This is a genomic window from Accumulibacter sp., assembly GCF_023806565.1.
In the GTDB taxonomy this organism is placed as follows: domain Bacteria; phylum Pseudomonadota; class Gammaproteobacteria; order Burkholderiales; family Rhodocyclaceae; genus Accumulibacter.
Map to the genome: position 1 here is coordinate 59,325 of NZ_JAMTDV010000086.1, position 24,319 is coordinate 83,643.

Genomic DNA, 24,319 nt, shown 5'->3' on the forward strand with positions numbered 1-24,319 from the left:
GGTCAGAAAGCCGGCAGGGTCAACCAGCGGGAAACAGTCTGTGGTGCCAGCGTGCGGTCCTGAAAGCTGACGTATTCCCAGGCCTCGCGCCTGGCGAGGAGGGCGCGCGCGAGCGCGTTGTTCAGCGCATGCCCCGATTTGTGGGCAGAGAAGGAAGCGAGCAGAGGATGGCCCAGCAGGTACAGGTCACCGATCGCGTCGAGCACCTTGTGTTTCACGAACTCGTCGCCATAGCGCAGGCCATCGGCGTTGAGCACGCGGTATTCGTCGAGAACGACGGCGTTTTCGAGACCACCGCCCTGCGCGAGACCGTTTTCGTGCAGCCACTCGACTTCCTGCATGAAACCGAAGGTGCGCGCGCGCGCCACCTCGCGGACATACGAATGTTCCGCGAAGTCGATCGTCACCCGCTGCCCGGTGCGATCGATCGCCGGGTGGTTGAAGCCGATCGAAAACGACAGGCGAAAGCCGTCGTAGGGTTCCAGTCGCGCCCACTTTTCGCCGGCGGGTTCGCTCTCACGCACTTCGATCGGCTGCGTGACGCGGATGAAGCGCTTCGCGACCGATTGCTCTTCGATTCCGGCCGACTGGACCAGAAAGACGAACGGCGATGCGGATCCGTCGAGGATTGGCACTTCGGCGGCGTCGAGGTCGACGAAGGCGTTGTCTATTCCCAGTCCGGCGAACGCCGACATCAGGTGCTCGATGGTGCCGACTCTCACCCCGTCGCGCTCGAGGCACGAGCACATGCGGGTATCGCCGACGAGCAGGGCAGACGCCGGCAGGTCGACCACCGGGTCGAGATCGATCCGCCGAAAGACGATGCCGGTTCCGGGCGCGGCGGGGCGCAGGCTCATCCGTACCTTGACACCGGAATGCAGGCCGACGCCCGCGGCGCGGACCACCGACTTGAGGCTTCGCTGCTTCAACATCTGTCTGAAATAGCTGTGGAATCGGCGAATTCTAGCACAGCCGAAGCTGTCCCGGAAGCCGCCGATTCCTGCAGAGGAGGGTTGTCGGCCGGGCTCAGTCGGCCTGTTTGCGCAGGAATGCCGGAATGTCGTAGCGATCGACACCGCTGTTGGCCAGCGCCTCGACGGTTGCGCTGCGTCCCTTGCGGACGATCGCGGGTACTTGGTCGAGCGATGAGTAGTCGATGCTCGGTCCGCTGGCGAAGCGGCCGTCGGTACCCGTTGCCTGGTGGTGCGCGTTGTTGATGACCTCGAAGTTCTGACGCTTCGCCTGCGGCTGACCGAGACCAGTGGCCACCACCGTCACCCGGATCTCCTCGCCCATGTTTTCGTCGTAGACCGCGCCAAAGATGATGTGTGCGTCGTCGGCGGCAAAGGCGCGAACGGTGTTCATCACTTCGTTGACTTCCTTCATCTTGAGCGAGCGGGTGGCGGTAATGTTGACCAGAACGCCCTTGGCGCCCGAAAGATTGACACCTTCCAGGAGGGGCGAGGAAACGGCGCGCTCGGCGGCAATGCGCGCCCGGTCCACACCCGCAGCGTTGGCGGAACCCATCATCGCCATTCCCATCTCGCCCATCACGGTGCGCACGTCCTCGAAGTCGACGTTGACCAGTCCCGGGAAGTTGATGATCTCGGCGATCCCGCCAACGGCATTGCGCAGGACATTGTCGGCGGCCTTGAAAGCGTCGTCCATCGAGACATCGTCGCCGAGCACGTCCATCAGCTTGTCGTTGAGGATGACGATCAGCGAGTCGACGTGCTTTTGCAGCTCGGCGATGCCGACATCCGCCACCTTCAGACGTTTGCCCTCGAAACCGAAGGGCTTGGTCACCACCGCGACGGTCAGAACGCCCAGCTCGCGTGCCACCTCGGCAACGATCGGCGCGGCGCCGGTGCCGGTGCCACCACCCATACCGGCGGTAATGAAAACCATGTGTGCGCCGCGCAGCGACTCGACGATCGCGTCGCGTTCCTCGATCGCCGCGCTGCGCCCGGCTTCGGGTTTCGCGCCGGCGCCGAGCCCGGTCTTGCCAAGCTGCAGCTTCTGGATTGCGATACTGCGGCCGAGTGCCTGCGAATCGGTATTGGCGGTGATGAAATCCACGCCATTCACCCCCTCCCGGATCATGTGATCGACCGCGTTGCCACCGGCACCGCCGATGCCGATCACCTTGATCACCGTATCCCTGTCGCTTTCTTCCTTGTCGATGATTTCAAACATTGTCGCCTCCTCTGCAAAAAATCCGAATGTTGCCAAAAAAAACGCCGTTCCCGAGCGGTTTAGAAATTCTTTTCGAACCAGGATTTCATCCGGCCGAAAACCTGTTTCACGTCGCGCGTCTCGCGCACCTTCAAGCCGCGCTTCCTTTGCGTCTGTGCTTCCAGCAGCAATCCGCAAGCGGTCGCGAAGCGCGGACTCTGCACCACGTCAGCCAGTGCCCCCTGATACTTTGGCACACCCAGACGGACCGGCATATGGAAAATCTCTTCGCCGAGCTCGATCATTCCGGGCATCACCGAAGCGCCGCCAGTGAGCACAATGCCCGACGAGAGAACGTCCTCGAAACCGGAGCGGCGGAGCTCCGCCTGGATCAGCTCGTAGAGCTCCTCGACGCGCGGCTGGATGACGTCCGCCAGCGCGCGCCGTGACAGTTTGCGTGACGGCCGGTCGTCTACGCCGGCGACGTCAAGCACGTCTTCCGGATCGGCCAGATGCGCCAGCGCGCAGCCATACTTGCGCTTGATGTCTTCGGCCTCGCGCGTCGGTGTGCGCAAGGCCATGGCAATGTCGTTGGTGATCTGATCGCCAGCGATCGGGATGACCGAAGTGTGACGGATGGCGCCCTGGGTCCATACCGCAAGATCGGTGGTGCCGCCGCCGATGTCGATCAGGCAGATGCCCAGATCCTTTTCGTCCTCGGAGAGGACTGCACAGCTCGAGGCCAGCGGCTGCAGCACCAGATCGTTCACTTCGAGGCCGCAGCGGCGCACGCACTTGACAATGTTCTGGGCCGCGGACACCGCACCGGTGACGATATGCACCTTCACCTCGAGGCGGAAGCCGCTCATGCCGATCGGCTCGCGAATCCCGTCCTGGTCGTCGATGATGAATTCCTGCGTCAGGATGTGCAGGATCTCCTGGTCCGCGGGGATCGGCATGGCGCGGGCCGTCTCGATCACCCTTTCGACGTCCATCGTGGTGACTTCCTTGTCCTTTATGGCAACCATTCCATTCGAATTGAAGCTGCGGATGTGGCTGCCGGCAATCCCCGTATAGACGTCACGAACCTTGCAGTCGGCCATCAGTTCAACTTCCTGCAGGACGCGCGAAATGGTGGCGACAGTCTCCTCGATATTGACGACGACGCCCTTCTTGAGCCCCTTCGACTCCTGCGAGCCCATGCCGATGACGTTTACTCTCCCCTCCGGAGTAAGTTCGGCGACCAGAGCGACGATCTTCGAGGTGCCAATGTCGAGTCCAACGATCAGATCCTTGCTGTCCCTGCTCATTTCTTTCCCTTGACTTCTTGACCCCCCGCGGCCGGAAAGCGCAATGCGAAGCCGTTCGGATAGCGCATATCCACCGCAATCGGTCGCCCACGGCGACCTTCCGACAGGGTCGGGTAATAGTCTACGAAACGCTGCAGGCGCATGCGGATTGGCGCTTTAGCCTGTTCGCGACCCAGTTCGATCAACATTCCATCATCCAGCTTCAGCAGCCAGGCCAGGCGCTGTGACAATGACACCTGCGCCGGCGCACGACCGCTCGGTCGCAAGACGTGCGCGAACTCTGCATATCGCCGCAGAACGTCGCCGGAGGAGCCGGCCGGACCGTTCAGACGCGGCAGCGACTGCTCCCTGGTCAGTGAGGCCGCGAAGATCTCGCCGTAGGTGTTGACCAGTTGTCCGGACTCGTCGCCCCAATGGGCCGCTGCCTGATGCTCCTCGATCCGCAACTCGATGCGTCCCGGCCATTTCCGCCAGACCTCGGCGCGCCGAACCCACGGCAACTGCTGCAGCGCCTGGCGCAACGCTTCGATGTCGACGGTCATGAAGTTGCCGCGCAAGAGCTCCGCCAACGATTGTTCGAGCTCGCTGCGCTGTATCTCCCGCAACTCGTTCACCACGCGCACTTCGTTCAGCGGAAACAGGCGCAGGCGCGGCGTCCCCCAGACGATCGCCGCCACCAGCAGGGCGGCAGCGCCGGCCAGAAAAAGCAGGTCGGAGATCGCCGTCAACAAGTGCGGTTTGTGCCACATTTCAGCCCAGGGTCGCAAGCGCGAGCACGCGCAGCACCAGTTCGTCATAGCCGATGCCAGCGGCGCGCGCCGCCATCGGTACCAGCGAGTGGTCGGTCATTCCGGGCGAAGTGTTCACCTCCAGGAAGTAGGCACGACCTCGGTCCGGTGGTACGGCTTCGTCGATCAGGAAATCGACCCGCCCCCAACCGCGACCGCCGAGGACGCGAAACGCCTCGACTGCCTGCGCGCGAAGTTCATTTTCACGATTCTCCGGGAGGTCGCAAGGGCAGTGGTAGCTGGTGTCGTCGCGCAGGTACTTCGCCTCGTAGTCGTAAAAATCGTTGCCCGGCTCGATCTTGATGATCGGTAGCGCCTGCTCGCCGAGAATGGCGACGGTGTATTCGCCCCCGAGGATCGCGCGCTCGGCGATCACCAGGGAATCGTATCTGGCTGCCGTCGCGTACGCTGCAGCGAGGTCTCGCGCGTGAGTGACCTTGCTGATGCCGATCGACGAGCCCTCACAGGCCGGCTTGACGAACAGCGGCAGTCCCAATTCTGCAGCCACTGCCGAAAAGTCACTGGCACGATCCAGAAGCAGATAGTCCGGGATCGATACACCCGCGGCACGCCAGAGCAACTTGCTGCGCCATTTGTCCATGCCCAGCGCCGAGGCCATCACGCCACTGCCAGTATAGGGAATGCCCATCAGTTCGAGCGCCCCCTGAATCGTTCCGTCTTCGCCATAACGCCCGTGCAAGGCGATGAAGGCGCGGTCGAATGTGGTCAGCTCGTCGAGCCGGCGCGCCGCCGGATCGAACGCATGGGCATCGACTCCCTGCCTTTGCAGTGCGCCGAGGACGCGTGAACCGCTGTTCAGCGAAACCTCGCGTTCGGCTGAACGACCCCCGAAGAGTACAGCAACCTTGCCAAAATCCCTGGCGTCCATGTTCTCAGATTCCACTGCAAGAGCCGGCAACAAGTCTGCCGGGAACTGCGCCAATCGAGCCGGCGCCCATCGTCATCACCACGTCGCCATCGCGGGCGGCGTCGAGGATGGCTTGCGGCAGGTCGTTCACCGCCTCGACGAAAATCGGCTCGACCTTGCCGGCGACCCGCAGGGCGCGCGCCAGCGCTCGTCCGTCGGCAGCCACGATCGGCTGTTCACCGGCCGCGTAAACCTCGCCCAGTACCAGTGCGTCGACCCCACTGAGCACCTTGACGAAATCGTCGAAGCAGTCGCGCGTGCGCGTATAGCGGTGCGGCTGGAAGGCCAGCAGCAGCCGGCGGCCGGGAAAGGCGCCGCGCGCAGCAGCGAGCGTCGCGCGCATTTCGACCGGGTGATGGCCGTAATCGTCGATCAGGGTGCAGGAGCCGCCGCCGGGCAAGGCGATGTCGCCATAGCGTTGAAAGCGGCGACCGACCCCGCGGAATTCACGCAATGCCTTGACAATTGCAGAGTCGACGACGCCGAGCTCGCTGGCGACGGCGATCGCAGCCAGCGCATTCAGTACGTTGTGCCGCCCCGGCAGATTGAGCGTGACGGCCAGCCGGCTAACGTTGCCGTTGACCCGCACGCAGTCGAAGTGCATCTGGCCGGCCACCGCCTGCACATTCTCGGCGTAGCAGTTGGCCGACGGATCGAAGCCGTAGGTGACGATCTGCTTGCTTACCAGCGGCATGACTTCCCGCACGTTTACGTCGTCGGCGCAGAGCACGGCGACACCGTAGAAGGGAAGTCTCTGCAGGAAATCGACGAAGGCCTGCTTGAGCCGGCTGAAATCGTGGCCGTACGTCTCCATGTGATCGGCATCGATGTTGGTGACGATCGAGATTACCGGCGAGAGAAGCAGGAACGAAGCATCGGACTCGTCGGCTTCGGCTACCAGAAAGTCGCCGGTTCCCAGTCGGGCGTTGGCGCCGGCCGCGTTGAGACGGCCACCGATGACGAAAGTCGGGTCCATGCTTCCTTCGGCGAGGATCGACGCGACCAGGCTGGTCGTCGTCGTCTTGCCGTGCGTTCCGGCGACGGCGATTCCCTGCTTCAGTCGCATCAGCTCGGCCAGCATCTGTGCACGCGGTACCACCGGCACCTTGCGGCTGCGCGCGGCGATGATTTCCGGGTTGTCCGAGCGGACCGCCGAAGAAACCACCACCACGTCTGCCGAGTCGACGCTTTCGGCAGAGTGTCCAACGACGGTGCGCACGCCCAGCGCCGCCAAATGTCTGGTCGTCGAACTCTCGGCGAGGTCCGAACCACTGACCGAAAAACCGAGGTTGGCCAGGACTTCGGCGATTCCGCTCATGCCCGAGCCGCCGATGCCGACGAAGTGAATGTTCCTGACCTTGTGCTTCACCCGGCCAACTCCTCGCACATCCGAGCCACTTCCGCGGTGGCTTGCGGTCTCGCCAGTGCGCGCGCTCTGGCGGCCATTTCCTGCAGCGCGCTCGGCGGCGTTCGGCAAAACTCGCTGACCGCTTCTGGCGTCAGCTCCTCCTGCGGAAGCAGGGTCGCGGCACCGACCAGCGAGAGGAATCCCGCGTTCCGCGTCTGATGGTCGTCCACGGCGTGAGGAAAGGGAACCAGCAGGCTCGCCACCCCCGCCGCTGCCAATTCAGCCACGGTCAGTGCGCCGGCGCGGCAGATGACGAGATCGGCCCACTCGTAGGCGCCGGCCATGTCTTCGATGAAGGCAACACAGTGGGCCTGTACCCCGGCGTGCTCATAGTTCTGGCGGAGCTGCGCGAGATGCTTCTCGCCCGCCTGGTGCACGACCAGCGGCCGAGCCGCGGAATCGACCAGCGCCAGGCCCCGGGGAACGACGTCGTTGAGCGCCGCGGCACCCTGACTGCCACCGAGTACCAACAGATGCCCGGGGCAGCGGTGGCCGGCGAGGCGTTCATTGGGTGTGGGCAGCGCGCTGATCTCGGGACGCAGCGGATTGCCGACCCAGTCGCCAGCCGGCAGCGCGTCCGGGAAGCCACAGGCGACGCGCTCGGCGAAGCGTGCAAGGACGCGGTTGGTCAGGCCGGCGATCGAGTTTTGCTCGTGAATGATGAGCGGACAGCCGAGCAGAACCGCCATCAAACCGCCGGGGAAGCTGACGTAGCCACCCATTCCGAGAACCACGTCGGGTTTGGTCCGGCGGATTTCGCGGCGCGCCTGCCAGCAGGCGGCGAGCAGATGAAACGGCAGCAGCAGCTTGCGCAGCAGGCCCTTGCCACGCAATGCGGCAATACGTACCCAGGCCATTTCGTAGCCCCGCGGCGGAACCAGTTTGGCTTCCAGGCTGTCCGGCGCGCCCATCCAGACGACTCGCCAGTCGCGGGCCCGGAGCAGGTCGGCGACAGCCAGACCAGGAAAGACGTGCCCGCCGGTACCTCCGGCCATTACCAAGAGGGTTTTCATATCTTTGCCCCGCGCATCAACTGCCGATTCTCCCAGTCGATTCGCAACAGCACCGCGAGCGCCACGCAGTTGGCGAGAATTCCGGAGCCACCGAAGCTCATCAACGGTAGGGTCAGTCCCTTGGTCGGCAGCAGACCCATGTTCACCCCCATGTTGATGAAACTCTGCACTCCCAGCCAGACGCCTATTCCCTGCGCGACCAGCGCGGAGTAGAGCCGTTCCAGCGCCACTGCCTGCCGGCCGATGGCAAAAGCGCGTTGGATCAGCAGCGCAAAGAGGACGATCACTACCAGTACGCCGACAAAACCGAGCTCCTCGGCGATCACCGCGAGCAGGAAATCGGTGTGCGCCTCGGGCAGGTAGAACAGCTTCTCGACACTTGCACCGAGGCCGACGCCGAACAGCTCGCCGCGTCCGAAGGCGATCAGCGCGTGTGAAAGCTGGTAGCCGCGACCAAAGGCGTCCGCCCAGGGGTCCATGAAGCCAAAGATACGATCGCGTCGGTATGGCGAAAAGATGATCAGGGCAGCGAAGGCCGCCGCCAGCAGAAGAATCAGGACGACGAACAGGCGCGCGCGCATGCCTCCGAGAAAGAGGATTCCCATGGCGATCGAGATGATCACCACGAAAGCGCCAAAGTCCGGCTCCTTGAGCAACAGGATTCCCACTGCCACCATGGCGCTGGCCAGCGGCAGGAAGGCCTTCTTGAGGTCGTCCATGTAGGGCATCTTGCGCGCCGTGTAGTCGGCGGCGTAGAGCACGGCGAACAGCTTCATCAATTCGGAGGGCTGCAGATTGGCGATGCCGAGTGGAAGCCAACGGCGCGCTCCGTTGACGTCGCGCCCGATACCGGGGATCAGGACGAGCGCCAGCAGAACCGTGCCGGCGACGAAAAGCCACGGCGACCAGCGTTGCCAGGTGGCCAGCGGTATCTGGAACGCGACGCCGCTGGCGACCAGCGCAATCGCCAGGAAAACCGCATGTCGGGTCAGGAAATAGGTCGGCTGATTGCCGGTCAGGCGTCCGGCCTCGGCGGTCGCCATCGACGCCGAATAGACCATGACCATGCCGATCACCAGCAGCATCAAGGTGCTCCACAGCAGCGCCAGATCGATTTCCGAAGGCAGGCGGCGCGGTGCGTTCAATGTTCCCAGCATCAGGCGGCTTCCCTTTCGATGGTTCGTACGGCAGCGATGAAAGCTTCTGCCCGCTGCGCGTAGTCTCGGTACATGTCCATGCTGGCGCAGGCCGGCGAGAGCAGCACGGCATCTCCTGCTTGCGTCTGCTTGGCGCACCAGCGGACCGCTTCCGACATGTCGGCGCAGTGGCGTTGCGCTACGCAGCAACCCTCCAGTGTCGCGGCGATCGCCGACGCGTCGCGCCCGATCAGTGCGACGGCGCGCGCATGTCGCTCGACGGCGGCGCGCAGGGGAGAGAAATCCTGGCCTTTGCCGTCGCCGCCCAGGATGATCGCCAGGCGTCGTCCGAGGCCCTCGATCGCCGCCAGCGTGGCGCCGACATTGGTTCCCTTCGAGTCGTCGAAATAACTGACCCCCTCGATTTCGGCGACCCATTCGACGCGGTGTGCGAGACCGCGGAATGCCGCCAGCGCAGGCAGGAGCGACGCCGGCGTGATGCCGATCGCTTCGCACAGGGCGAGCGCCGCCATCGCATTTGCCGCATTGTGCCGTCCGACGAGCTTCAGATCGGTGAGCCTGATCAGCTTGTCGCGGCCACGCACCAGGTAACCATGCTCGATCCCGTAATCGTCGGCACGCTGCGGTGGATTCAAGCCAAAGGTGATCACACGGCGATCTTCGCGCGCTGCAGCCAGGCTGCGCGCGTCGTCACGATTGACGACCATGGCGCCGTCGCCCTGGAACACGCGCAGCTTGCTGGCCGCGTAATCCTCCAGGCTGTCGTAGCGGTCGAGATGATCCGCGCAGACGTTGAGCAGCGCCGCGGCGTCGGCGGCCAGGGTGTGCGTCGTTTCGAGCTGGAAACTCGACAGTTCGAGCACCCAGATCTCCGGTAGCGAGTCGTCGGCGAGGGCATCCATCAAGGCGTCGAGCGCGGCCGGGCCTATATTGCCGGCAACGGCAGCGCTGCGGCCGGCGGCGAGACACAGCGCACCCGTCAGGGCGGTGGTGGTGGTCTTGCCGTTGCTGCCCGTTATCGCGATCAGGCGAGCCCGCGGGGTCAGCTCGCGAATCGCCCAAACGAAGAGTTCGATTTCCGAGACGAGCGGAACGCCCCGTGCCAAAGTCGACTGCACCAACGCTTCCTGCCGCGGCACGCCGGGCGAGATGGCCATCAGGTCCACTTCAGCGAAGGCCTCGGCAGCAAATGGTCCGGCAAACAGCGTTGCCGCGGGGACTGCGGTGTGCAACGCGGCGGCCTGCGGAGGAGCGCTGCGGCTGTCGACGACCCGCACGCGGGCTCCTTGCCGTGCCAGCCACCTTGCCATTGCCAGGCCACTCTGGCCGAGCCCGAGCACCAATGTCAGCTTTCCCCGGAGATCCATGTCACCGCAACTTGAGGGTGGAGAGACCGATCAGCACCAGCATGATGGTGATGATCCAGAAGCGGACGACAACCTGCGTCTCCTTCCAGCCGCCCAGTTCGAAATGGTGGTGCAACGGTGCCATGCGGAAAATCCTGCGCCCACCGCTCCATTTGTAGTAGAGGACCTGCGCGGCGACCGAGAGCGTTTCGGCGACGAAGATGCCGCCCATGATCGCCAGTACGATTTCCTGGCGAACGATGATCGCCACGGTACCGAGCGCTGCGCCCAGTGCCAGGGCGCCGACGTCGCCCATGAACACCTCGGCGGGGTAGGCGTTGAACCAGAGAAAGCCGAGCCCGGCGCCGGCCATCGCACCGAGGAAGATCGCGAGTTCGCCGGCGCCCGGAATGTACGGCAGGAACAGATACTTGGCATAGACCGAATTACCGGCGACGTAGGCGAAAACGGCGAGCGCATTGGCGATCATTACGGTCGGCATGATTGCCAGGCCATCGAGCCCATCGGTCAGGTTGACGGCGTTGCTGGTGCCGACGACGACCAGATAGCTCAGCACCATGAAACCGAAAATCCCCAGGGGATAGGAAACGGTCTTGAAAAAGGGAACGATCAACTCCAGCTGCGCCGGACCGCTGGCGGTCAGACCGAGGTAGAGCGCCACCGCGATACCAATTGCCGATTGCCAGAAATACTTCCAGCGTGCGGACAGACCGCGCGGATTGCGATGCACGACCTTCTGCCAGTCGTCGTACCAGCCAATGCCGCCGAAGCCCACCGTGACCACCAGGACGACCCAGACGTAGCGATTGCCGAGGTCGCCCCAGAGCACCGTGGTGACCACGATGGCGATCAGGATCAGCGCGCCACCCATGGTCGGTGTTCCGGACTTCACCATGTGCGATTCCGGGCCATCGTGCCGCACCGCCTGGCCGATCTTCTTCGCTGCGAGCCAGCGGATCAGATGCGGTCCGGCGAGGAACGAAATGATTAGCGCAGTCATCGCTGCGAGCACCGTGCGCAGGGTGATGTAGCCGAAGACGTTGAACGCGCGCACGTCCTGCGCGAGCCATTGCGTGAGCAGCAGCAGCATCAGTCGCCCTCCGCGGGAACAGGAGCGCAGATGGCGTCGGCCACGCGCTCCATGCGCATGAAACGCGAACCCTTCACCAGGACGGTTGTTCCCGGGGTCAACTCGGCGCAGAGCGCGTCGATCAAGCGCTCGACCTGCGCATAGTGTTCGCCGCCGGCACCGAAGTTGCGAGCCGCCAGCGCGCTGGCTTCGCCGAGCGCGAACAGGCGGTCGATCCCCTGGCTCTTCGCGTAACCCCCGATTTCATCGTGGAACTGGGCGGTCATGTCGCCGATTTCACCCATGTCGCCGAGCACGATGATCTTCTTGCCGATCGTCGCCGCGAGAACGTCGATACCGGCGCGCACCGAGTCCGGGTTGGCGTTGTACGTGTCGTCGAGCAGCACCGCGCCGTGCACCGCGGCGCGCTGCTGCAGGCGTCCTTTGAGACCGCGGAAGCGGGTCAGCCCGGCCTGCACAGCGGCGATCGGAACGCCTGCCGCCAGGCAGGCGGTGGCAGCGGCGAGGGCGTTGCGCGCGTTGTGCTCACCCGGCAGGGCGAGAACGACCTCGAACTCACCGCCCGGCGCGCTGACGCCAAGACGGCTCTCCAGGCCGTGCCGGTGTACCTTTCCGGTTACGTCGGCCCGCTGCTCACAGCCGAAGGTCATGACTTCGAGGCCACGACTCTGGGTTTGCCACAGGCCAGCCCAAGAGTCGTCGGCATTGATCACTGCGATGCCCTGCTCGTCGAGGCCGGTGAAAATGCTACCTTTCTCGCGGGCGATCGCTTCGAGCGACCCCATGCCCGCCAGATGGGCGCGCTGCGCATTGGTGATCACGGCCACCGTCGGACGGGCGATTCCCGCCAGATACGCAATCTCCCCGGGATGATTCATCCCCATTTCGACGATTGCTGCTCGATGCGTCGCGTTCAGACGGAGCAGGGTGAGCGGCAGACCGATGTCGTTGTTGTAGTTGCCTCGTGTGGCCAGCACGGCTTCGCCGAAGGCTGCACGCAGGATGCTGGCGATCATCTCCTTGGTCGTCGTCTTGCCATTGCTGCCGGTCACGGCAATCAGCGACAGTGTGAAGCGGCTGCGCCAGTCGGCCGCCAGAGCTCCCAGCGACAGGCGCGTGTCGGCTACCTGGACGAGCGGAAAATCGCCGACGGAGACGCACTCGCCTGCGTCTGCGGCAACGATCGCCGCCACCGCGCCACGTGCCTTGGCTGCCGCGAGGTAGGCGTGGCCGTCGAAATGCTCGCCGCGCAGGGCGATGAACAGCTCGCCAGGAGCGATCGTGCGGCTGTCGGTCGAAACCCCGCAAAACATCGCATTGTCGCCGACCAGCTTGCCGGCAGTGGCGCGCGTGGCCGCGAGCACATCCATTTGCACGCTCATCGGGCCGCCTCCCGACGTGCTGCCAGTGCGGTGCTCGCCTGCGCGACGTCGGAAAACGGACGACGCACGCCGGCCGTCTCCTGATACGACTCGTGTCCTTTGCCGGCGATCAACACCACCTCGGCGGGATGCGCCGAAGCGATTGTCCGACGGATGGCCTCGGCACGGTCGGTGATGACTTCCGCGCCGGGGGCGGCGGCGCAAATGTCGGCAAGAATGGCTTCCGGATCCTCGCTGCGTGGATTGTCGCTGGTCAGCACGACGCGGTCGGCGTAACGGGTGGCGACTTCCCCCATCAACGGCCGTTTGCCGCGATCACGATCGCCACCGCAACCGAAGACCACGGCGAGAGCGGCACCGCGCGCACTGGCTATCGGACGCAGTGCGTGCAGCGCGCTGGCCAGGGCATCTGGAGTGTGCGCGTAATCGACCACGACCAGCGGCTCGTTGTGCCCACCAATCCTTTCCAGGCGACCCGCCGGCGGAGTCAGAAGCGCTAGCCGCTCGGCGATGGCCGTCGGCCCCAGGCCGGCGTCGAGCAGAACAGCGGCCACGGCCAGCAGATTGGAAACGTTGTAACGACCGAACAGGCCGGTTTCGACCAGCGAGCGGCCGTTCGGAGTACACAGCCGGAAACGGATGCCATCGATGGTTTCTTCGACTTCCTCGGCGCGAACCGTGCCCTGCCGATCGTCGGCCTGCGCCGCTTGCGTATACCCGACCACCTTGGTGGCCGTGCTCAGCGCTGCCAGCTCACGCCCATAGGGGTCGTCGAGATTGCAGACGGCGAGACGCAGGCGCGGCCAGGTGAACAGCCTTGCCTTGGCGCGGGCGTAATCCGCCATCGTGCCATGGTAATCGAGGTGGTCGCGACTAAGATTGGTGAAGATCGCGACATCGACGCGGGCACCGTCGAGACGCCCTTCGGCAATACCGATCGAACTCGCTTCGAGCGCGCAAGCCTGTACTTGGTCGTCGGCAAAGCCGGCCAGGCAGCGCATCAGGGTCGTCGCGGCCGGTGTCGTAAAACCGGTTTCGACGAGTTCTCCGGGCAGCCCGGCGCCGAGCGTGCCGATAATCGCGCAACGGCGTGGATGGGCGCTGCCGATCCACTGGGTGACGCTGGTCTTGCCGTTGGTGCCGGTGACTGCAATCAGCGACAGGCGCTCGCTGGGATGCCCGTATACGGCATGCGCCAGCGGGCCGCTGAGCTCGCGCACGCGGGGCAGCGCGAGGTTGACCAGTGGCCAGTCGCGGTTCCAGGTGAAATCGGTTTCTCGCGAGCTGTTCTGCTCCCAGACCACGGCAACCGCACCTTTGGCGATCGCTTCAGGAATATGGCGACGGCCGTCGCTGAGATCGCCCGGATAAGCGAGGAACAGATCGCCCGGCTGCAACTGACGACTGTCGTCGCTCACCCCGCTCGGGACAACGCCGAGCGATGCCAGCCGCGCCAGCGTCCTGCTCGCGACGTCGTTTTGGGCGACGATTGCCTGCTCGGTCACAGTTTGGCCTTGGCTACCGGGGTCTTTGGCGTCTGCGCGACGACCAGTGGAACGTCGGGCGCGATGCCGAGCGTGCGCAGCGAACTGGCCATCACGGCGGCAAAGACCGGGGCCGCGACGTCGCCCCCATAGTGCTGTCCGGCGCTGGGTTCGTCGATCATGACGGCGACGATCAGGCGGGGATCGGAGGCAGGCGCAAAGCCGACGAAAGACGCAACGTACTTGTTCGCGTAGTGGCCACCCACGAGTTTGTACGCCGTGCCCGTCTTGCCGGCCACGCGATAGCCGGGAATCTGAGCCTTGGGAGCCGTTCCGCCGGGCTGGACCGCCATTTCGAGCATCGAGCGCACCTCCCGAGCCGTTTTCGCGCTGAACACCGGCACCCCGCCGGGGGCGGACGAATCGAGCCGGGTCAGCGAAAGCGGGATGAGATCGCCGTCGCGCGCAAAAACCGAATAGGCGCGCGCCAACTGGATCAGCGACACGGAAATGCCGTGGCCATAGGACATCGTCGCCTGCTCGATCGGCCGCCAGTTCTTCCACGGGCGCACACGGCCGCTCACTTCGCCCGGGAAGCCCAGGTGTGGCACCTGCCCGAAGCCGACGTCGTCGAACATCTGCCACATCTTCTGTGCCGGCAGCATGGCGGCGATCTTGGCGGCGCCGACGTTCGACGATTTCTGAATGACCTCGGCGACAGTGAGGGCGCCATGCGGATGAGCGTCGGCAATCGTCGCGCTGCCGATCGTCAGGCGTCCGGGCGCGCAGTTGATGATCGTGTCCGAGCGAACCTTGCCATTGTCCAGCGCCAGTCCGATCGTGAATGGTTTGAGCGTCGAACCCGGTTCAAAGGTGTCGGTCACCGCGCGATTGCGCAACTGGCTGCCGGACAAACCCTCGCGATTGTTCGGGTTGTACGTCGGCCAGTTGGCCAGCGCGACGATCTCGCCGGTCTTGACGTCGAGCACGACGACGCCACCCGCCTTCGCGTTGTTGTCGGCGATCGCCTGTTTCAGGTGACTGTACGCCAGGTACTGGATCTTCGAATCGAGCGCCAGACGAATGTCCTTGCCATCCTGTGGTGGCTTGGTCGAACCGACATCCTCGACGATCTGACCACGACGGTCCTTGATCACGCTGCGACTGCCCGGCTGGCCAAGCAACTGGGAATGATAGGCAAGTTCGACGCCTTCGAGCCCCTTGTCGTCGACGCCGGTGAAACCCACCATGTGGGCGGTCATTTCGCCGGTCGGATAAAAACGGCGGTACTCCTTGTCCTGGCCGATGCCTGGCAGTTTGAGCGCTGCCACCTGATCGGCCACCGCCGGGGGAATCTGGCGGCGAAGAAAGACAAAGGTCTTGTCGGTGTCGAGCTTGTGGTTCAACTGTTTGACGTCGGTCTCCAGCAGCGCAGCAAGCTGCCGGGTCTGTACCGGCGTCAGCGTGGCCGCCGGGGGGATTGCCCAGATCGACTTCATCGGTGTTGAAATGGCGAGAACGTCACCGTGACGATCGGCAATTCGCCCGCGCGAAGCGGAGATTTCGATGTCCCTGCGGTAACGCGATTCCCCTTTTTCCTGCAGGAAGTCGGTGTGCAGAGTCTGCAGATAGAAAGCGCGGCCGATCAATACGCCGAACGAGCCGAGGATGAGCAAGGCCATCAGACGCGAGCGCCACGGTGGCAGACGCATTTGCAGCAGCGGGCTTTCCGCAAACTTGTGTGCCACTTTTGCCTTGAAACGCATCATTGCGAAGACCCTCCGCCTGCTGTCGCGGTGATCACACGGTCGGCTTCCGGCGTACGCATGCGCAGTTTCTCGCGCGCAATCTTCTCGATTCTCGGTGCCGCTCCCCAGGTCGAGAGCTCGAGCTGCAATTGCCCGAACTCCACTTCCAGTTGCCGCGCCCGTTCCTGCTCCGATTCAAGCGCCTGAAAGACCTTGCGCGCCTTGTGTTGCGAGGTCACCACGCCGAGACTGCAGAGCACCACTGCCAGCAAGAGAAACACGTTGAGACGGACCATCTCAGGCAACCTTTCTGACGAGCTTTTCTGCTACGCGCATGATCGCGCTGCGCGCGCGCGGATTCGCGGCGATCTCGTCGGCGCTCGCCCGGCATGCCGCGCCAACCAGCCGGAGCGTCGGCGGCGGCAGATCGGCGGCACGCAAGGGCAGTTTCTTCGGCAGGCGATCGGGAACCGCCTGATCGCGCAGGAAGTGTTTGACGATCCGGTCTTCGAGCGAGTGGAAACTGATCACGACCAGGCGCCCTCCCTGTCTCAAGACTGTCATTGCCTGTGGCAAGACTAGCGCGAGCTGTTCGAGCTCTTGATTGATATGAATCCGTACAGCTTGAAAGGTACGCGTCGCCGCATCCTGGCCGGGCTCGCGGGACCACACGCTCGCGCGTACGAGCGCGGCAAGTTCCCCCGTGGTTGCAAGCGGCCGGTTTCCCCGAGCAGCCACAATCTTCTTTGCAATCTGGAAAGCAAACCGTTCTTCACCATAATTCCCAATGACCTCCGCGATCTCCTGCACGCTGGCCCGCATTAGCCACTGCGCCGCTGTTTCCCCCTGCGTCGTGTCCATGCGCATGTCGAGAGGTGCGTCGTGGCGGAAGCTGAAGCCCCGCTCGCCCGCATCCAGTTGTGGCGACGAAACCCCGATATCGAGAAGGATCCCGTCCACGCCTTCTTCCGTATCCCAACCTGTGCGTCGCAGCGCGTCGACCAGATCACCGAAACGGTGGTGCATCACCAGCAAGCGCCGATCAAGAATCTCGCGGCCGAGGACGACTGCCTGCGGGTCGCGGTCGATTGCCAGCAAGCGTCCATCGGGACCGAGTCGTTCAAGAATGGCGCGGGTATGTCCGCCGCGGCCGAAGGTGCCGTCGACGTAGGTTCCCGCGGGCTTGATCGCCAGTGCATCAACCGCTTCCCGCAAAAGGACCGTCTGGTGCAGCAGTGCCGCCGTCACAGCGCCAGGTCTTCAAGACCGGGGGGCAGAAACTGATCGCCGAGAGCGAACACCGCGTCCAGTTGCTTCTGCCAGCCGGCATCCGACCAGATCTCGAAATGACTTCCCTGACCAACCAGCCATACCTGCTTTTCGAGCTGGGCAAACTGGCGCAGTTCGGGTGCTATCAGCAGGCGGCCGGCAGCATCCATCTCCTCTTCTCGGGCGTTACCGACCAGCAGCCGCTTGATTGCCGCCGCCTGCGGATTGAGGCTGGAAGCTGCCAGAACCTTGTCACGGATCGGTTCCCAGGCCGGTTCGGGATAAAGCAGCAGACAGCGATGCGGATGCGCAGTGAGCACCAGCCTGCCCTCTGCCGCCGAGGCGAGCGCGTCCCGATGGCGCGCCGGAATGGCGAACCTGCCTTTGGCATCGAGACTCAACGCAGCCGCACCCTGGAACATCGAACCCAACCTGCTTCCCACCTGTCGGAACCGCAAATCTTCCCACTTTTCACCACTTGTTCCCACTTTACGGCAAATATTTCTCTAAGGCAAGGGGTGATGTGCGGCTTTTCTCAATGGCGACAATGACTTATGAGCAACTTCCGATGTCTCTGCAGCGACCATTCCGCTTGATAAAACAACGAAAAGATCAGTTTATTTAAAGTAATTTGTCAAAATTCATCGCCAAGTATCTGCGTGCAATGGGTGGACACAGTTCCGGTGCGGTGGCAGTCGTAGGAGCGAAAGGGAGGCGCCGCCACTGCGGCAATGTGGGCGGAACCCACGGCGGGCGAGACTTGGCAGGGGGAAGTCGATCGATAAGCCGGGTTCTGTCGTGGGCAGCCATTCCTCTAGGCGTGCTGTTACCAGCACGCTCAAGCAGCCTACCCGGAAGCAGCGCGAGCCACGCCCATGCTTCCCTATTTGGCCTTGCTCCGGATGGGGTTTGCCGTGCCGGCCGTGTTGCCACGCCCGCGGTGAGCTCTTACCTCGCCGTTTCACCCTTGCCTGCCGCCGCCGAAGCGGCCACGTCGGCGGTTTGATTTCTGTGGCACTTTCCGTCGCCTCGCGGCGCCCGGTCGTTAACCGGCATCCTGCTCTGTGGAGCCCGGACTTTCCTCCCGGCATCGGGTTTGCACCCGATGCCCGGCGGCTGCCTGACCGACTTCCCGTCTGGATTATACCCGTCGGCTGCCACGGCCCGGGCGAAATTGCCATTGGTCATCGTAGTAGGCGGGGTCTTCGCTGTCTGCAGTGACGCCCGGCAGGCCCAGCAACGGTAGCGGCTGCAAGGCGCGTGCGTCGCAATGCCGACCGACAGCGAGTTCGCCGCTCAGGCGCCGGTCGATATCGGCGAGTTGTGCCGACAGGGGTTGGCGGAGCCAGTCGGCAGTCACTTCGTAGAGGATGGCCTTGGCGGTCAGGCCGCGAAACGGTCGTAACAGCTGCTCGTAGGTGGCGTGTCCAAAAACGAAGCAGCGCAGCGCTCGCCCGAGATCGGCACGACGTTCCCAGAACAGTTCTCGCCAGCGAAAGCCGCGCAGCAACTGCACCAGCGACGGATCGCTGACCGCCACTACGGCGCCGCATTCATCAAAATGGGTCAGCGCGTCGCGAGCGCGCCCCCGGCCGGCCGCTGGGGTGGAACGCTCGTCGGCATGGCGCTGATTGAGCATCGCCTTGGTTCGCGGATAAGTGCACCAGACCAGCGCATTGAAGAAGTCGTGCCAGTTACCGGGGCGTGTCGCCACCTGACCATTCGTCCAGATCCGCGCCTCGTACTCGAGACCGTCGTCTGGCGTCCTGACGAACGCAATCGGCAGGCCGCGGTGGGTGCGCAGGTCGATCGTGGAAGCCAGGTGATTGAGCGCAGCGAGATCCGGGGAAAAGGGAATTCTCGCGAGTAGCGGTGCGAGCGGCGCAAACAGCCCTCCCGGTGAGGGGAAGCCAGCCTGGTCACTGGGCGGCGGCGGCACCGTTGCTCGTGGACTGCCCGTCCCTTGCTGCGACAAAGACGAGGGTCCCGCCACGCGTCTGAAATGTCCCTTGCAGAGGCCCCATCCCGGTCTCCGGTTCAGCTTCCAGCCTCGCAAATCCCTCACAGGTCCGTGTCTCCACGACGTACATGCGCTTTCCCTGCCTGAGAATCCACGCGTCGTTGCCCGGTCCGAAAACCTCGACCTTGCTGTCGGCACCACCCGCTCCGATCTCGTGCCGTCGCTGGCAATCGGGCAGCCGCGCAACGACCACCGAATAGCGGGCGGACTTTTCCCAGAAGAAGTTCTGGACGCGAATCAGCGTCAGCGAGTGCTGGCTCGAATCGATTTCGAATGCCGCTCGCTGGTCCGAACAGGCGACCAGTAGTGGCAACAGCAGCACCAGCAGTTGCTTGCGTGACACGGACAGTCTCCTCATGTGCAGTCGGAAGCGGGGCTGCATCAGGTGAGCATCCGCCATCGCAGCAGCTCACCGGCCCGCAGCGGGATGAGCTCTTCGCCGTCGGCAAAGGGGTAGGCGTCGGGCACCCGCCAATCCTGCCTTTCCAGGGTGACCTGTCCGCCATTGCGCGGCAGGCCATAAAAATCGGGTCCATTGAAGCTGGCAAAAGCTTCCAGGCGGTCGATCACTCCCACCGACGCGAAGGCTTCCGCGTAAAGTTCGAGCGCGGCGTGTGCCGTGTAGCAGCCAGCGCAGCCACAGGCTGCTTCCTTGGCGCTGCGCGCGTGCGGTGCCGAATCGGTACCGAGGAAGAACTGGCGGCTTCCCGAAGTCGCCGCACGCAAAAGGGCCCGGCGATGGATTTCGCGTTTGAGGACCGGCAGACAGTAGTAATGCGGGCGGATGCCTCCCGAAAAAATTGCATTGCGGTCGTAGAGCAGGTGGTGGGCGGTAATCGTTGCCGCCACGCGTGGGCCGCAACTGACGACGAACTCCACAGCGTCGGCAGTCGTGATGTGTTCGAAGACCACCTTGAGGTGTGTGTGGCGTAGCAGCAAGGGATGCAGCACGCGATCGATGAATGCCTTCTCGCGGTCGAATACGTCGATTGCCGGATCGGTCACCTCGCCATGCACCAGCAGCGGCACGCCCAGCTCGGCCATCGTTGCCAGCGCTGCATCGCAGCGGTGGAGATCGCTCACGCCCGCGTCGGAATTGGTCGTCGCTCCCGCCGGATAAAGCTTGATCGCATGTACGCAATCGGTCTGCGCCGCGCGCCGAATTTCGTCGGGCGGGGTGTTGTCGGTCAGGTAGAGCGTCATCAGCGGCTCGAACGACATCCCTGATGGCAGTGCGGCCAGGATGCGCGCCCGATACTGCTCGGCAGCGACGACCGTGGTCACCGGCGGACGCAGATTGGGCATCACGATCGCGCGGGCGAACTGGCGTGCGCTGTGTTGCAGGACGGCGGCGAGCGCTGCGTCGTCACGCAGATGCAGGTGCCAGTCGTCGGGGCGCGTGATGTTGATCCGCATGCCTTGATCAAGTAAGAGCAGTAGCAGAATTCTAGATGATTTACATGCTTCCCGACGAGCGCTCTAGCGGTGCCAGGCGAGCGCCAGCTGATACAGAGCCTTCCGGCTGACTCCACTGATTGCATGCGCCAGCCTGGTGGCCTGGCTGAGCGGCAACCCTTCGTCGAGCAGCAACCGCAGTACGCGTTCTGCTTCTCCGGATTCCGCAACAGGCGGCGCTCCCGAGACGAGCAGCACGAACTCTCCTCGCTGACGGTCGGCATCGGCGAGCAGCCAGGCCTCGGCGTCGCCGAGTCGGCAACTGTGAATGCTTTCGAACAGTTTCGTCAGCTCGCGCGCGAGCACCACCGTCCGGTCTGGCTCAAAGACGGTCGCCAGCGCAGCGATGCTCTCGACAATCCGGTGCGGCGCCTCGTAAAAAATGAGTGCGTAGGGGAGGTGTGCGAGCTGGCGCAAGGCCTCCGCGCGCTGCCCGGCTTTCGTTGGCAGGAAGCCATAGAACAGGAAGTGTGCCTCGCCGAGGCCGGCAGCCGACAGGGCGACGATTGCCGCACAAGGGCCGGGCAAAGGTACGACGCGATGCCCGGCAGCGCGCACGCGTGCCACCAGCCGTGCACCCGGATCGGAAACGCCGGGCGTGCCGGCGTCGACCACCAGTGCCACGGACTCGCCAACCGCGAGACGCGCAATCACCCGCTGCGCAGCGTCTTCCTCGTTGTGCTGGTGCGCCGGCAACAGCCGCGCATCGCAGCCATACTGACGCAGCAGCGGCGCGCTGTGGCGCGTATCTTCGGCGGCTACCCACGAGACTCGCCGCAGGACTTCGATCGCCCGCTGACTCATGTCACCCCGATGGCCGAGCGGGGTCGGAACTACATATAATGCGGCGAATTCTTGCGTCATGGGGATTGGCTGGCAGGTGAGGGGCAAAGATACCACGAGCAGGACAGGCGGACGCTCGCTTGCCCCGGGCACGATTGCCGAGGGGCTGGCAGCGCGCTTTCTCGAAAGGCAGGGCCTGCGCATCCTGGCGCGGAATCATCGCTGTGCCGGTGGCGAAGTGGATCTCGTCTGCCGGGAGCGGGACGCAATCGTTTTCGTCGAAGTGCGCTTGCGTCGCAATGCCGACTACGGCGGCGCCGCTGCCAGCATCACCAGGTCCAAGCAAGGCCGCGTCGCGCTCGCCGCAGAGCATTATCTGAGTACCCATGGTGGGCGGGAAGCCGATTGCCGCTTCGACTGCATCCTGCTCGACGGGCTGTCTGATACCGCGATCGAATGGATTCGCGATGCATTTTCCGCGACTTAGTACGCTCGTTTGGCTCACCCTGTCGGCGTCGGTCGGCGCTGGCGAGACGGTGAAGGTGCTCGTGCAAAGCTCGCCGCTCGCTGGCAGCCAGTATTACGCGCTGTCCGAAGTCTCGCCGCAGATCAGGCGCGGTGACCGATTGACGCTGGTGCGCGAACCCGAGAACCGGCACGATCAGCGGGCGATTCGCGTCGAATGGAATGGTCGCCCACTTGGCTACCTGCCACGAGCCGAGAATCGGGCGGTGGCCAAGGCCCTCGACGAGGGCGAAAGGCTCGAGGCGAGAGTATCCCGCCTGCGTGAAGACCCGAATCCCTGGCGGCGCGTCGAGGTCGAGGTGTTCCTGGTTCTCTGATGTTAGAATCGGCACCACCTCATCCCTGCATCCGGGCCATCGTCAATGGACCTGCTCAGCCGTATCGGTCAGCATTTCACGGACAGCGCGCAAACCAAGCTGGCCGCCAGCGAGCTGCTGGCCGCGCCGATTGCCGAGGCGATCGAGGCGATGGTCGGCAGCCTGGTGAACAACGGCAAGATCCTTGCCTGCGGCAACGGCGGTTCGGCGGCCGATGCGCAGCACTTGGCGGCCGAACTGGTTGGCCGCTTCGAACTCGAACGTCACGAGCTCGCCGCGATCGCCCTGACGACGGACAGCTCGGTTCTCTCGGCGGTCGCCAACGACTATGGTTACAAGCTCGTTTTCGCCAAGCAGGTGCGAGCCCTCGGTCAGCCCGGCGACATTCTGGTGGCCATTTCCACTTCCGGTAACTCGGCCAACGTCATCGAGGCGATCAATGCAGCGCACGAGAACGGACTTCGCGTAGTCGCATTGACCGGTCGCGGTGGCGGTGCGATCGCCGAGATGCTTGCCGACACCGACGTGCATATCTGTGTTCCGGCGCAGCGTACCGCGCGCATCCAGGAAACGCATCTGCTGATCGTGCACTGCCTGTGTGACGGCATTGACTGTCTGCTGATGGGAGTCGAAGAATGAAGAAGTCTCTCGCCACCAGCCTGCTTTTCGCCGTCCTCCTGCTGCCGATGCTGCAGGGCTGTCTGCCGCTGCTCGCCGCCGGCGCCAGCGGCGGCGCGTTGGCCGCGGTCGATCGCCGATCTCTGGGCACCCAGGCCGACGATGAAACCATCGAGTGGAAGGCCAGCGCGCGCGTCAGCGAGAAGTACGGCGAAAACTCGCACATCAACTTCACGAGCTACAACCGCAAGGTGCTCATTTCCGGCGAGGTTTCCTCGGAAGAGATCAGGGTTCAGGTCGAGCGCATCGTCGCTGAAGTGCCGCAGGTGCAAGGGGTCTACAATGAACTCGCCGTCGCACCGGTCAGCTCGTTCTCCACGCGCAGCAACGACTCGTACATCACGACGAGAGTCAAGGGCGGTTTTGTCGATGCCGGCAAGTTCAACCCGGTGCATGTCAAGGTGGTGACCGAGGCCGGTGTCGTTTACCTGCTCGGTCTGGTCAGTCAGCGCGAGGCGGACGCGGCAATTCAGGTGGCGCGAACCACCAGCGGCGTCAAGAAGGTGGTGACGCTGATGGAGATCCTTCCTCCTGCCAAGGTCCGCGAACTGGACGCGCACGCCAACGAAGCAGCCGAGCAGGCGAATCCGCCTGCTGCGGGCGGTTGACAGGGAATCGGCCGAATCGCTGAGGCAAATTGTGCGAGCTGGAATGGCCGCAGGCGAATTGCGCGCTGGCAGCCAAGGCATTGTGACGAAAGTCCTCCCGAAGCCGATTGGCTGCTCGTTAGAATCACGACATGTCGCGACAGATTCCACCTGCAACTCCGGAGATCAACCGCTTGCGCGCCGCCGCCGCGTTGATACCGATCATCGAGAACGGCCTGACACAGGCGAAGCTCTCGGTCGAAAGGGCGGCTGGCATGGCCTCGTTCTGCGAATGGACGATCCGCAGTTCCCCACAGGATCCGGCAGCCGTCAAATTGGCGGAAACCGTCGTGATCGGCATGCAGCGTATCCGGCGTGTGCTGTCGGCGGGCAGTTGAGAAGGTCACTGCGAGCGGTCGGCCCGCCCTTTCGGCCTTTGCGCGACGATCTTTCGCCCAGTCGTCAATTGAAACGACAGGCGCCAGGGCCGTCCGGATGGCCGCAGCTTCCGCAAGGAGCGGGCAGGTCGCTGTTGCCGGCGCCACTCATCGTGGAAAAGGTGGCAAAAGCCGACAGCTTCTTCACCACTTCGGCGCTGTGGCAATCCGGGCACTCTGGTGCGGGCGAGGACTGGCGTACCAGTTTTTCGAACTCCCTGCCGCAGCTCGCGCAGGTGTACTCGTAGATGGGCATGACGTCGATACTCCCGATGATCTAGTAGTGACTATCGCAAAGCCTGTCGTTCGCCACCGTTGCCCCCTGCTTCCGGTGCAGCCGTGACGAATCGGCCGATCGCGTCATTTTCCCACGTCGCACCGGCATGTTGCCAGTATCC

General features: G+C 64.0%; 26 protein-coding genes and 1 other RNA gene. 5 read left to right on the forward strand and 22 right to left on the reverse strand.

Translation table 11 applies throughout. The annotated features are described in order from the left end of the window. Positions 1–2: 2 nt before the first annotated feature. From lpxC to rsmI, 21 genes are all read right to left on the reverse strand, one after another. Positions 3–932: a UDP-3-O-acyl-N-acetylglucosamine deacetylase gene (lpxC, locus tag NFV80_RS09800; RefSeq protein WP_295329923.1), complete on the reverse strand. Its 930-nt coding sequence runs from the start codon at positions 930–932 to the stop codon at positions 3–5. A 94-nt stretch (positions 933–1,026) separates the two neighbouring features. Next, complete coding sequence (gene ftsZ / locus NFV80_RS09805) at positions 1,027–2,196, reverse strand: cell division protein FtsZ (protein ID WP_295329925.1); 1,170 nt, start codon at positions 2,194–2,196, stop codon at positions 1,027–1,029. Positions 2,197–2,255: 59 nt separating this feature from the next. After that, positions 2,256–3,485 carry a cell division protein FtsA gene (ftsA, locus tag NFV80_RS09810; RefSeq protein ID WP_295329927.1) on the reverse strand — a complete coding sequence of 410 codons (1,230 nt, stop codon included), beginning with the start codon at positions 3,483–3,485 and terminating at the stop codon, positions 2,256–2,258. Further along, positions 3,482–4,234, reverse strand: a complete 753-nt coding sequence (locus NFV80_RS09815) for a cell division protein FtsQ/DivIB (RefSeq protein ID WP_295329929.1) — start codon at positions 4,232–4,234, stop codon at positions 3,482–3,484. The genes ftsA and NFV80_RS09815 overlap by 4 nt, the downstream gene beginning before the upstream one ends. A 1-nt stretch (position 4,235) precedes the next feature. Then, a complete protein-coding gene (locus tag NFV80_RS09820; protein WP_295329931.1) occupies positions 4,236–5,162 on the reverse strand; it encodes a D-alanine--D-alanine ligase in 927 nt (308 codons plus the stop codon). Between the two features lie 4 nt (positions 5,163–5,166). Continuing rightward, positions 5,167–6,570, reverse strand: coding sequence for a UDP-N-acetylmuramate--L-alanine ligase (gene murC, locus NFV80_RS09825; protein ID WP_295329933.1), 1,404 nt, complete (start codon positions 6,568–6,570; stop codon positions 5,167–5,169). Further along, on the reverse strand, positions 6,567–7,622 hold the full coding sequence (gene murG, locus NFV80_RS09830) for an undecaprenyldiphospho-muramoylpentapeptide beta-N-acetylglucosaminyltransferase (protein ID WP_295329935.1): 1,056 nt from the start codon (positions 7,620–7,622) through the stop codon (positions 6,567–6,569). Before murG ends, murC begins: the two co-directional genes overlap by 4 nt. Beyond that, entirely contained in the window at positions 7,619–8,779 is a 1,161-nt protein-coding gene (gene ftsW, locus NFV80_RS09835; protein ID WP_295329936.1) for a putative lipid II flippase FtsW, read from the reverse strand. Before ftsW ends, murG begins: the two co-directional genes overlap by 4 nt. Then, positions 8,779–10,146, reverse strand: coding sequence for a UDP-N-acetylmuramoyl-L-alanine--D-glutamate ligase (gene murD, locus NFV80_RS09840; protein WP_295329938.1), 1,368 nt, complete (start codon positions 10,144–10,146; stop codon positions 8,779–8,781). The genes ftsW and murD overlap by 1 nt, the downstream gene beginning before the upstream one ends. Position 10,147: 1 nt before the next feature. Next, on the reverse strand, positions 10,148–11,236 hold the full coding sequence (gene mraY / locus NFV80_RS09845; protein ID WP_295329940.1) for a phospho-N-acetylmuramoyl-pentapeptide-transferase: 1,089 nt from the start codon (positions 11,234–11,236) through the stop codon (positions 10,148–10,150). Continuing rightward, complete coding sequence (murF, locus tag NFV80_RS09850; protein WP_295329942.1) at positions 11,236–12,618, reverse strand: UDP-N-acetylmuramoyl-tripeptide--D-alanyl-D-alanine ligase; 1,383 nt, start codon at positions 12,616–12,618, stop codon at positions 11,236–11,238. Before murF ends, mraY begins: the two co-directional genes overlap by 1 nt. Next, positions 12,615–14,123, reverse strand: coding sequence for a UDP-N-acetylmuramoyl-L-alanyl-D-glutamate--2,6-diaminopimelate ligase (locus tag NFV80_RS09855; protein WP_295329944.1), 1,509 nt, complete (start codon positions 14,121–14,123; stop codon positions 12,615–12,617). Before NFV80_RS09855 ends, murF begins: the two co-directional genes overlap by 4 nt. Then, entirely contained in the window at positions 14,120–15,871 is a 1,752-nt protein-coding gene (locus NFV80_RS09860; RefSeq protein ID WP_295329946.1) for a penicillin-binding protein 2, read from the reverse strand. Before NFV80_RS09860 ends, NFV80_RS09855 begins: the two co-directional genes overlap by 4 nt. Then, positions 15,868–16,146: a cell division protein FtsL gene (gene ftsL, locus NFV80_RS09865; protein WP_295329948.1), complete on the reverse strand. Its 279-nt coding sequence runs from the start codon at positions 16,144–16,146 to the stop codon at positions 15,868–15,870. Before ftsL ends, NFV80_RS09860 begins: the two co-directional genes overlap by 4 nt. 1 nt (position 16,147) lies before the next feature. Continuing rightward, positions 16,148–17,098, reverse strand: coding sequence for a 16S rRNA (cytosine(1402)-N(4))-methyltransferase RsmH (gene rsmH / locus NFV80_RS09870; RefSeq protein WP_296758531.1), 951 nt, complete (start codon positions 17,096–17,098; stop codon positions 16,148–16,150). Next, entirely contained in the window at positions 17,095–17,541 is a 447-nt protein-coding gene (gene mraZ, locus NFV80_RS09875; protein ID WP_296758533.1) for a division/cell wall cluster transcriptional repressor MraZ, read from the reverse strand. The genes rsmH and mraZ overlap by 4 nt, the downstream gene beginning before the upstream one ends. Before the next feature lie 344 nt (positions 17,542–17,885). Further along, positions 17,886–18,251, reverse strand: an RNA gene (gene rnpB / locus NFV80_RS09880) — RNase P RNA component class A. A 9-nt stretch (positions 18,252–18,260) separates the two neighbouring features. Then, positions 18,261–19,058 carry a DUF3025 domain-containing protein gene (locus tag NFV80_RS09885; protein ID WP_295326251.1) on the reverse strand — a complete coding sequence of 266 codons (798 nt, stop codon included), beginning with the start codon at positions 19,056–19,058 and terminating at the stop codon, positions 18,261–18,263. Further along, the gene (locus NFV80_RS09890; RefSeq protein ID WP_295326253.1) at positions 19,039–19,482 is read right to left on the reverse strand and encodes a hypothetical protein; all 444 of its coding nucleotides are present in this window, start codon (positions 19,480–19,482) and stop codon (positions 19,039–19,041) included. Before NFV80_RS09890 ends, NFV80_RS09885 begins: the two co-directional genes overlap by 20 nt. Positions 19,483–19,520: 38 nt before the next feature. Further along, positions 19,521–20,555: a dihydroorotase gene (gene pyrC / locus NFV80_RS09895; protein WP_295326255.1), complete on the reverse strand. Its 1,035-nt coding sequence runs from the start codon at positions 20,553–20,555 to the stop codon at positions 19,521–19,523. Positions 20,556–20,618: 63 nt separating this feature from the next. Then, a complete protein-coding gene (rsmI, locus tag NFV80_RS09900) occupies positions 20,619–21,458 on the reverse strand; it encodes a 16S rRNA (cytidine(1402)-2'-O)-methyltransferase (protein WP_295326256.1) in 840 nt (279 codons plus the stop codon). 16 nt (positions 21,459–21,474) lie between these two features. Here rsmI and NFV80_RS09905 point away from each other — a divergent pair, with 16 nt between their 5' ends. The 5 genes from NFV80_RS09905 (at position 21,475) to NFV80_RS09925 (ending at position 23,882) form a co-directional block, all read left to right on the forward strand. Next, a complete protein-coding gene (locus tag NFV80_RS09905; RefSeq protein ID WP_295326258.1) occupies positions 21,475–21,864 on the forward strand; it encodes a YraN family protein in 390 nt (129 codons plus the stop codon). Continuing rightward, positions 21,845–22,219, forward strand: a complete 375-nt coding sequence (locus NFV80_RS09910; RefSeq protein ID WP_295326260.1) for an HIRAN domain-containing protein — start codon at positions 21,845–21,847, stop codon at positions 22,217–22,219. The genes NFV80_RS09905 and NFV80_RS09910 overlap by 20 nt, the downstream gene beginning before the upstream one ends. A 45-nt stretch (positions 22,220–22,264) precedes the next feature. Then, positions 22,265–22,858 carry a phosphoheptose isomerase gene (locus NFV80_RS09915; RefSeq protein WP_295326262.1) on the forward strand — a complete coding sequence of 198 codons (594 nt, stop codon included), beginning with the start codon at positions 22,265–22,267 and terminating at the stop codon, positions 22,856–22,858. Then, positions 22,855–23,505 (forward strand): BON domain-containing protein, encoded by a 651-nt coding sequence (locus NFV80_RS09920; RefSeq protein ID WP_295326264.1) that lies wholly within the window; start codon positions 22,855–22,857, stop codon positions 23,503–23,505. The genes NFV80_RS09915 and NFV80_RS09920 overlap by 4 nt, the downstream gene beginning before the upstream one ends. 131 nt (positions 23,506–23,636) lie before the next feature. Beyond that, entirely contained in the window at positions 23,637–23,882 is a 246-nt protein-coding gene (locus NFV80_RS09925; RefSeq protein WP_295326266.1) for a hypothetical protein, read from the forward strand. 64 nt (positions 23,883–23,946) lie between these two features. On the opposite strand, the gene NFV80_RS09930 is transcribed toward NFV80_RS09925, so the two are convergent. Beyond that, the gene (locus NFV80_RS09930) at positions 23,947–24,177 is read right to left on the reverse strand and encodes a zinc ribbon domain-containing protein (RefSeq protein WP_296758538.1); all 231 of its coding nucleotides are present in this window, start codon (positions 24,175–24,177) and stop codon (positions 23,947–23,949) included. Between the last annotated feature and the right edge of the window lie 142 nt (positions 24,178–24,319).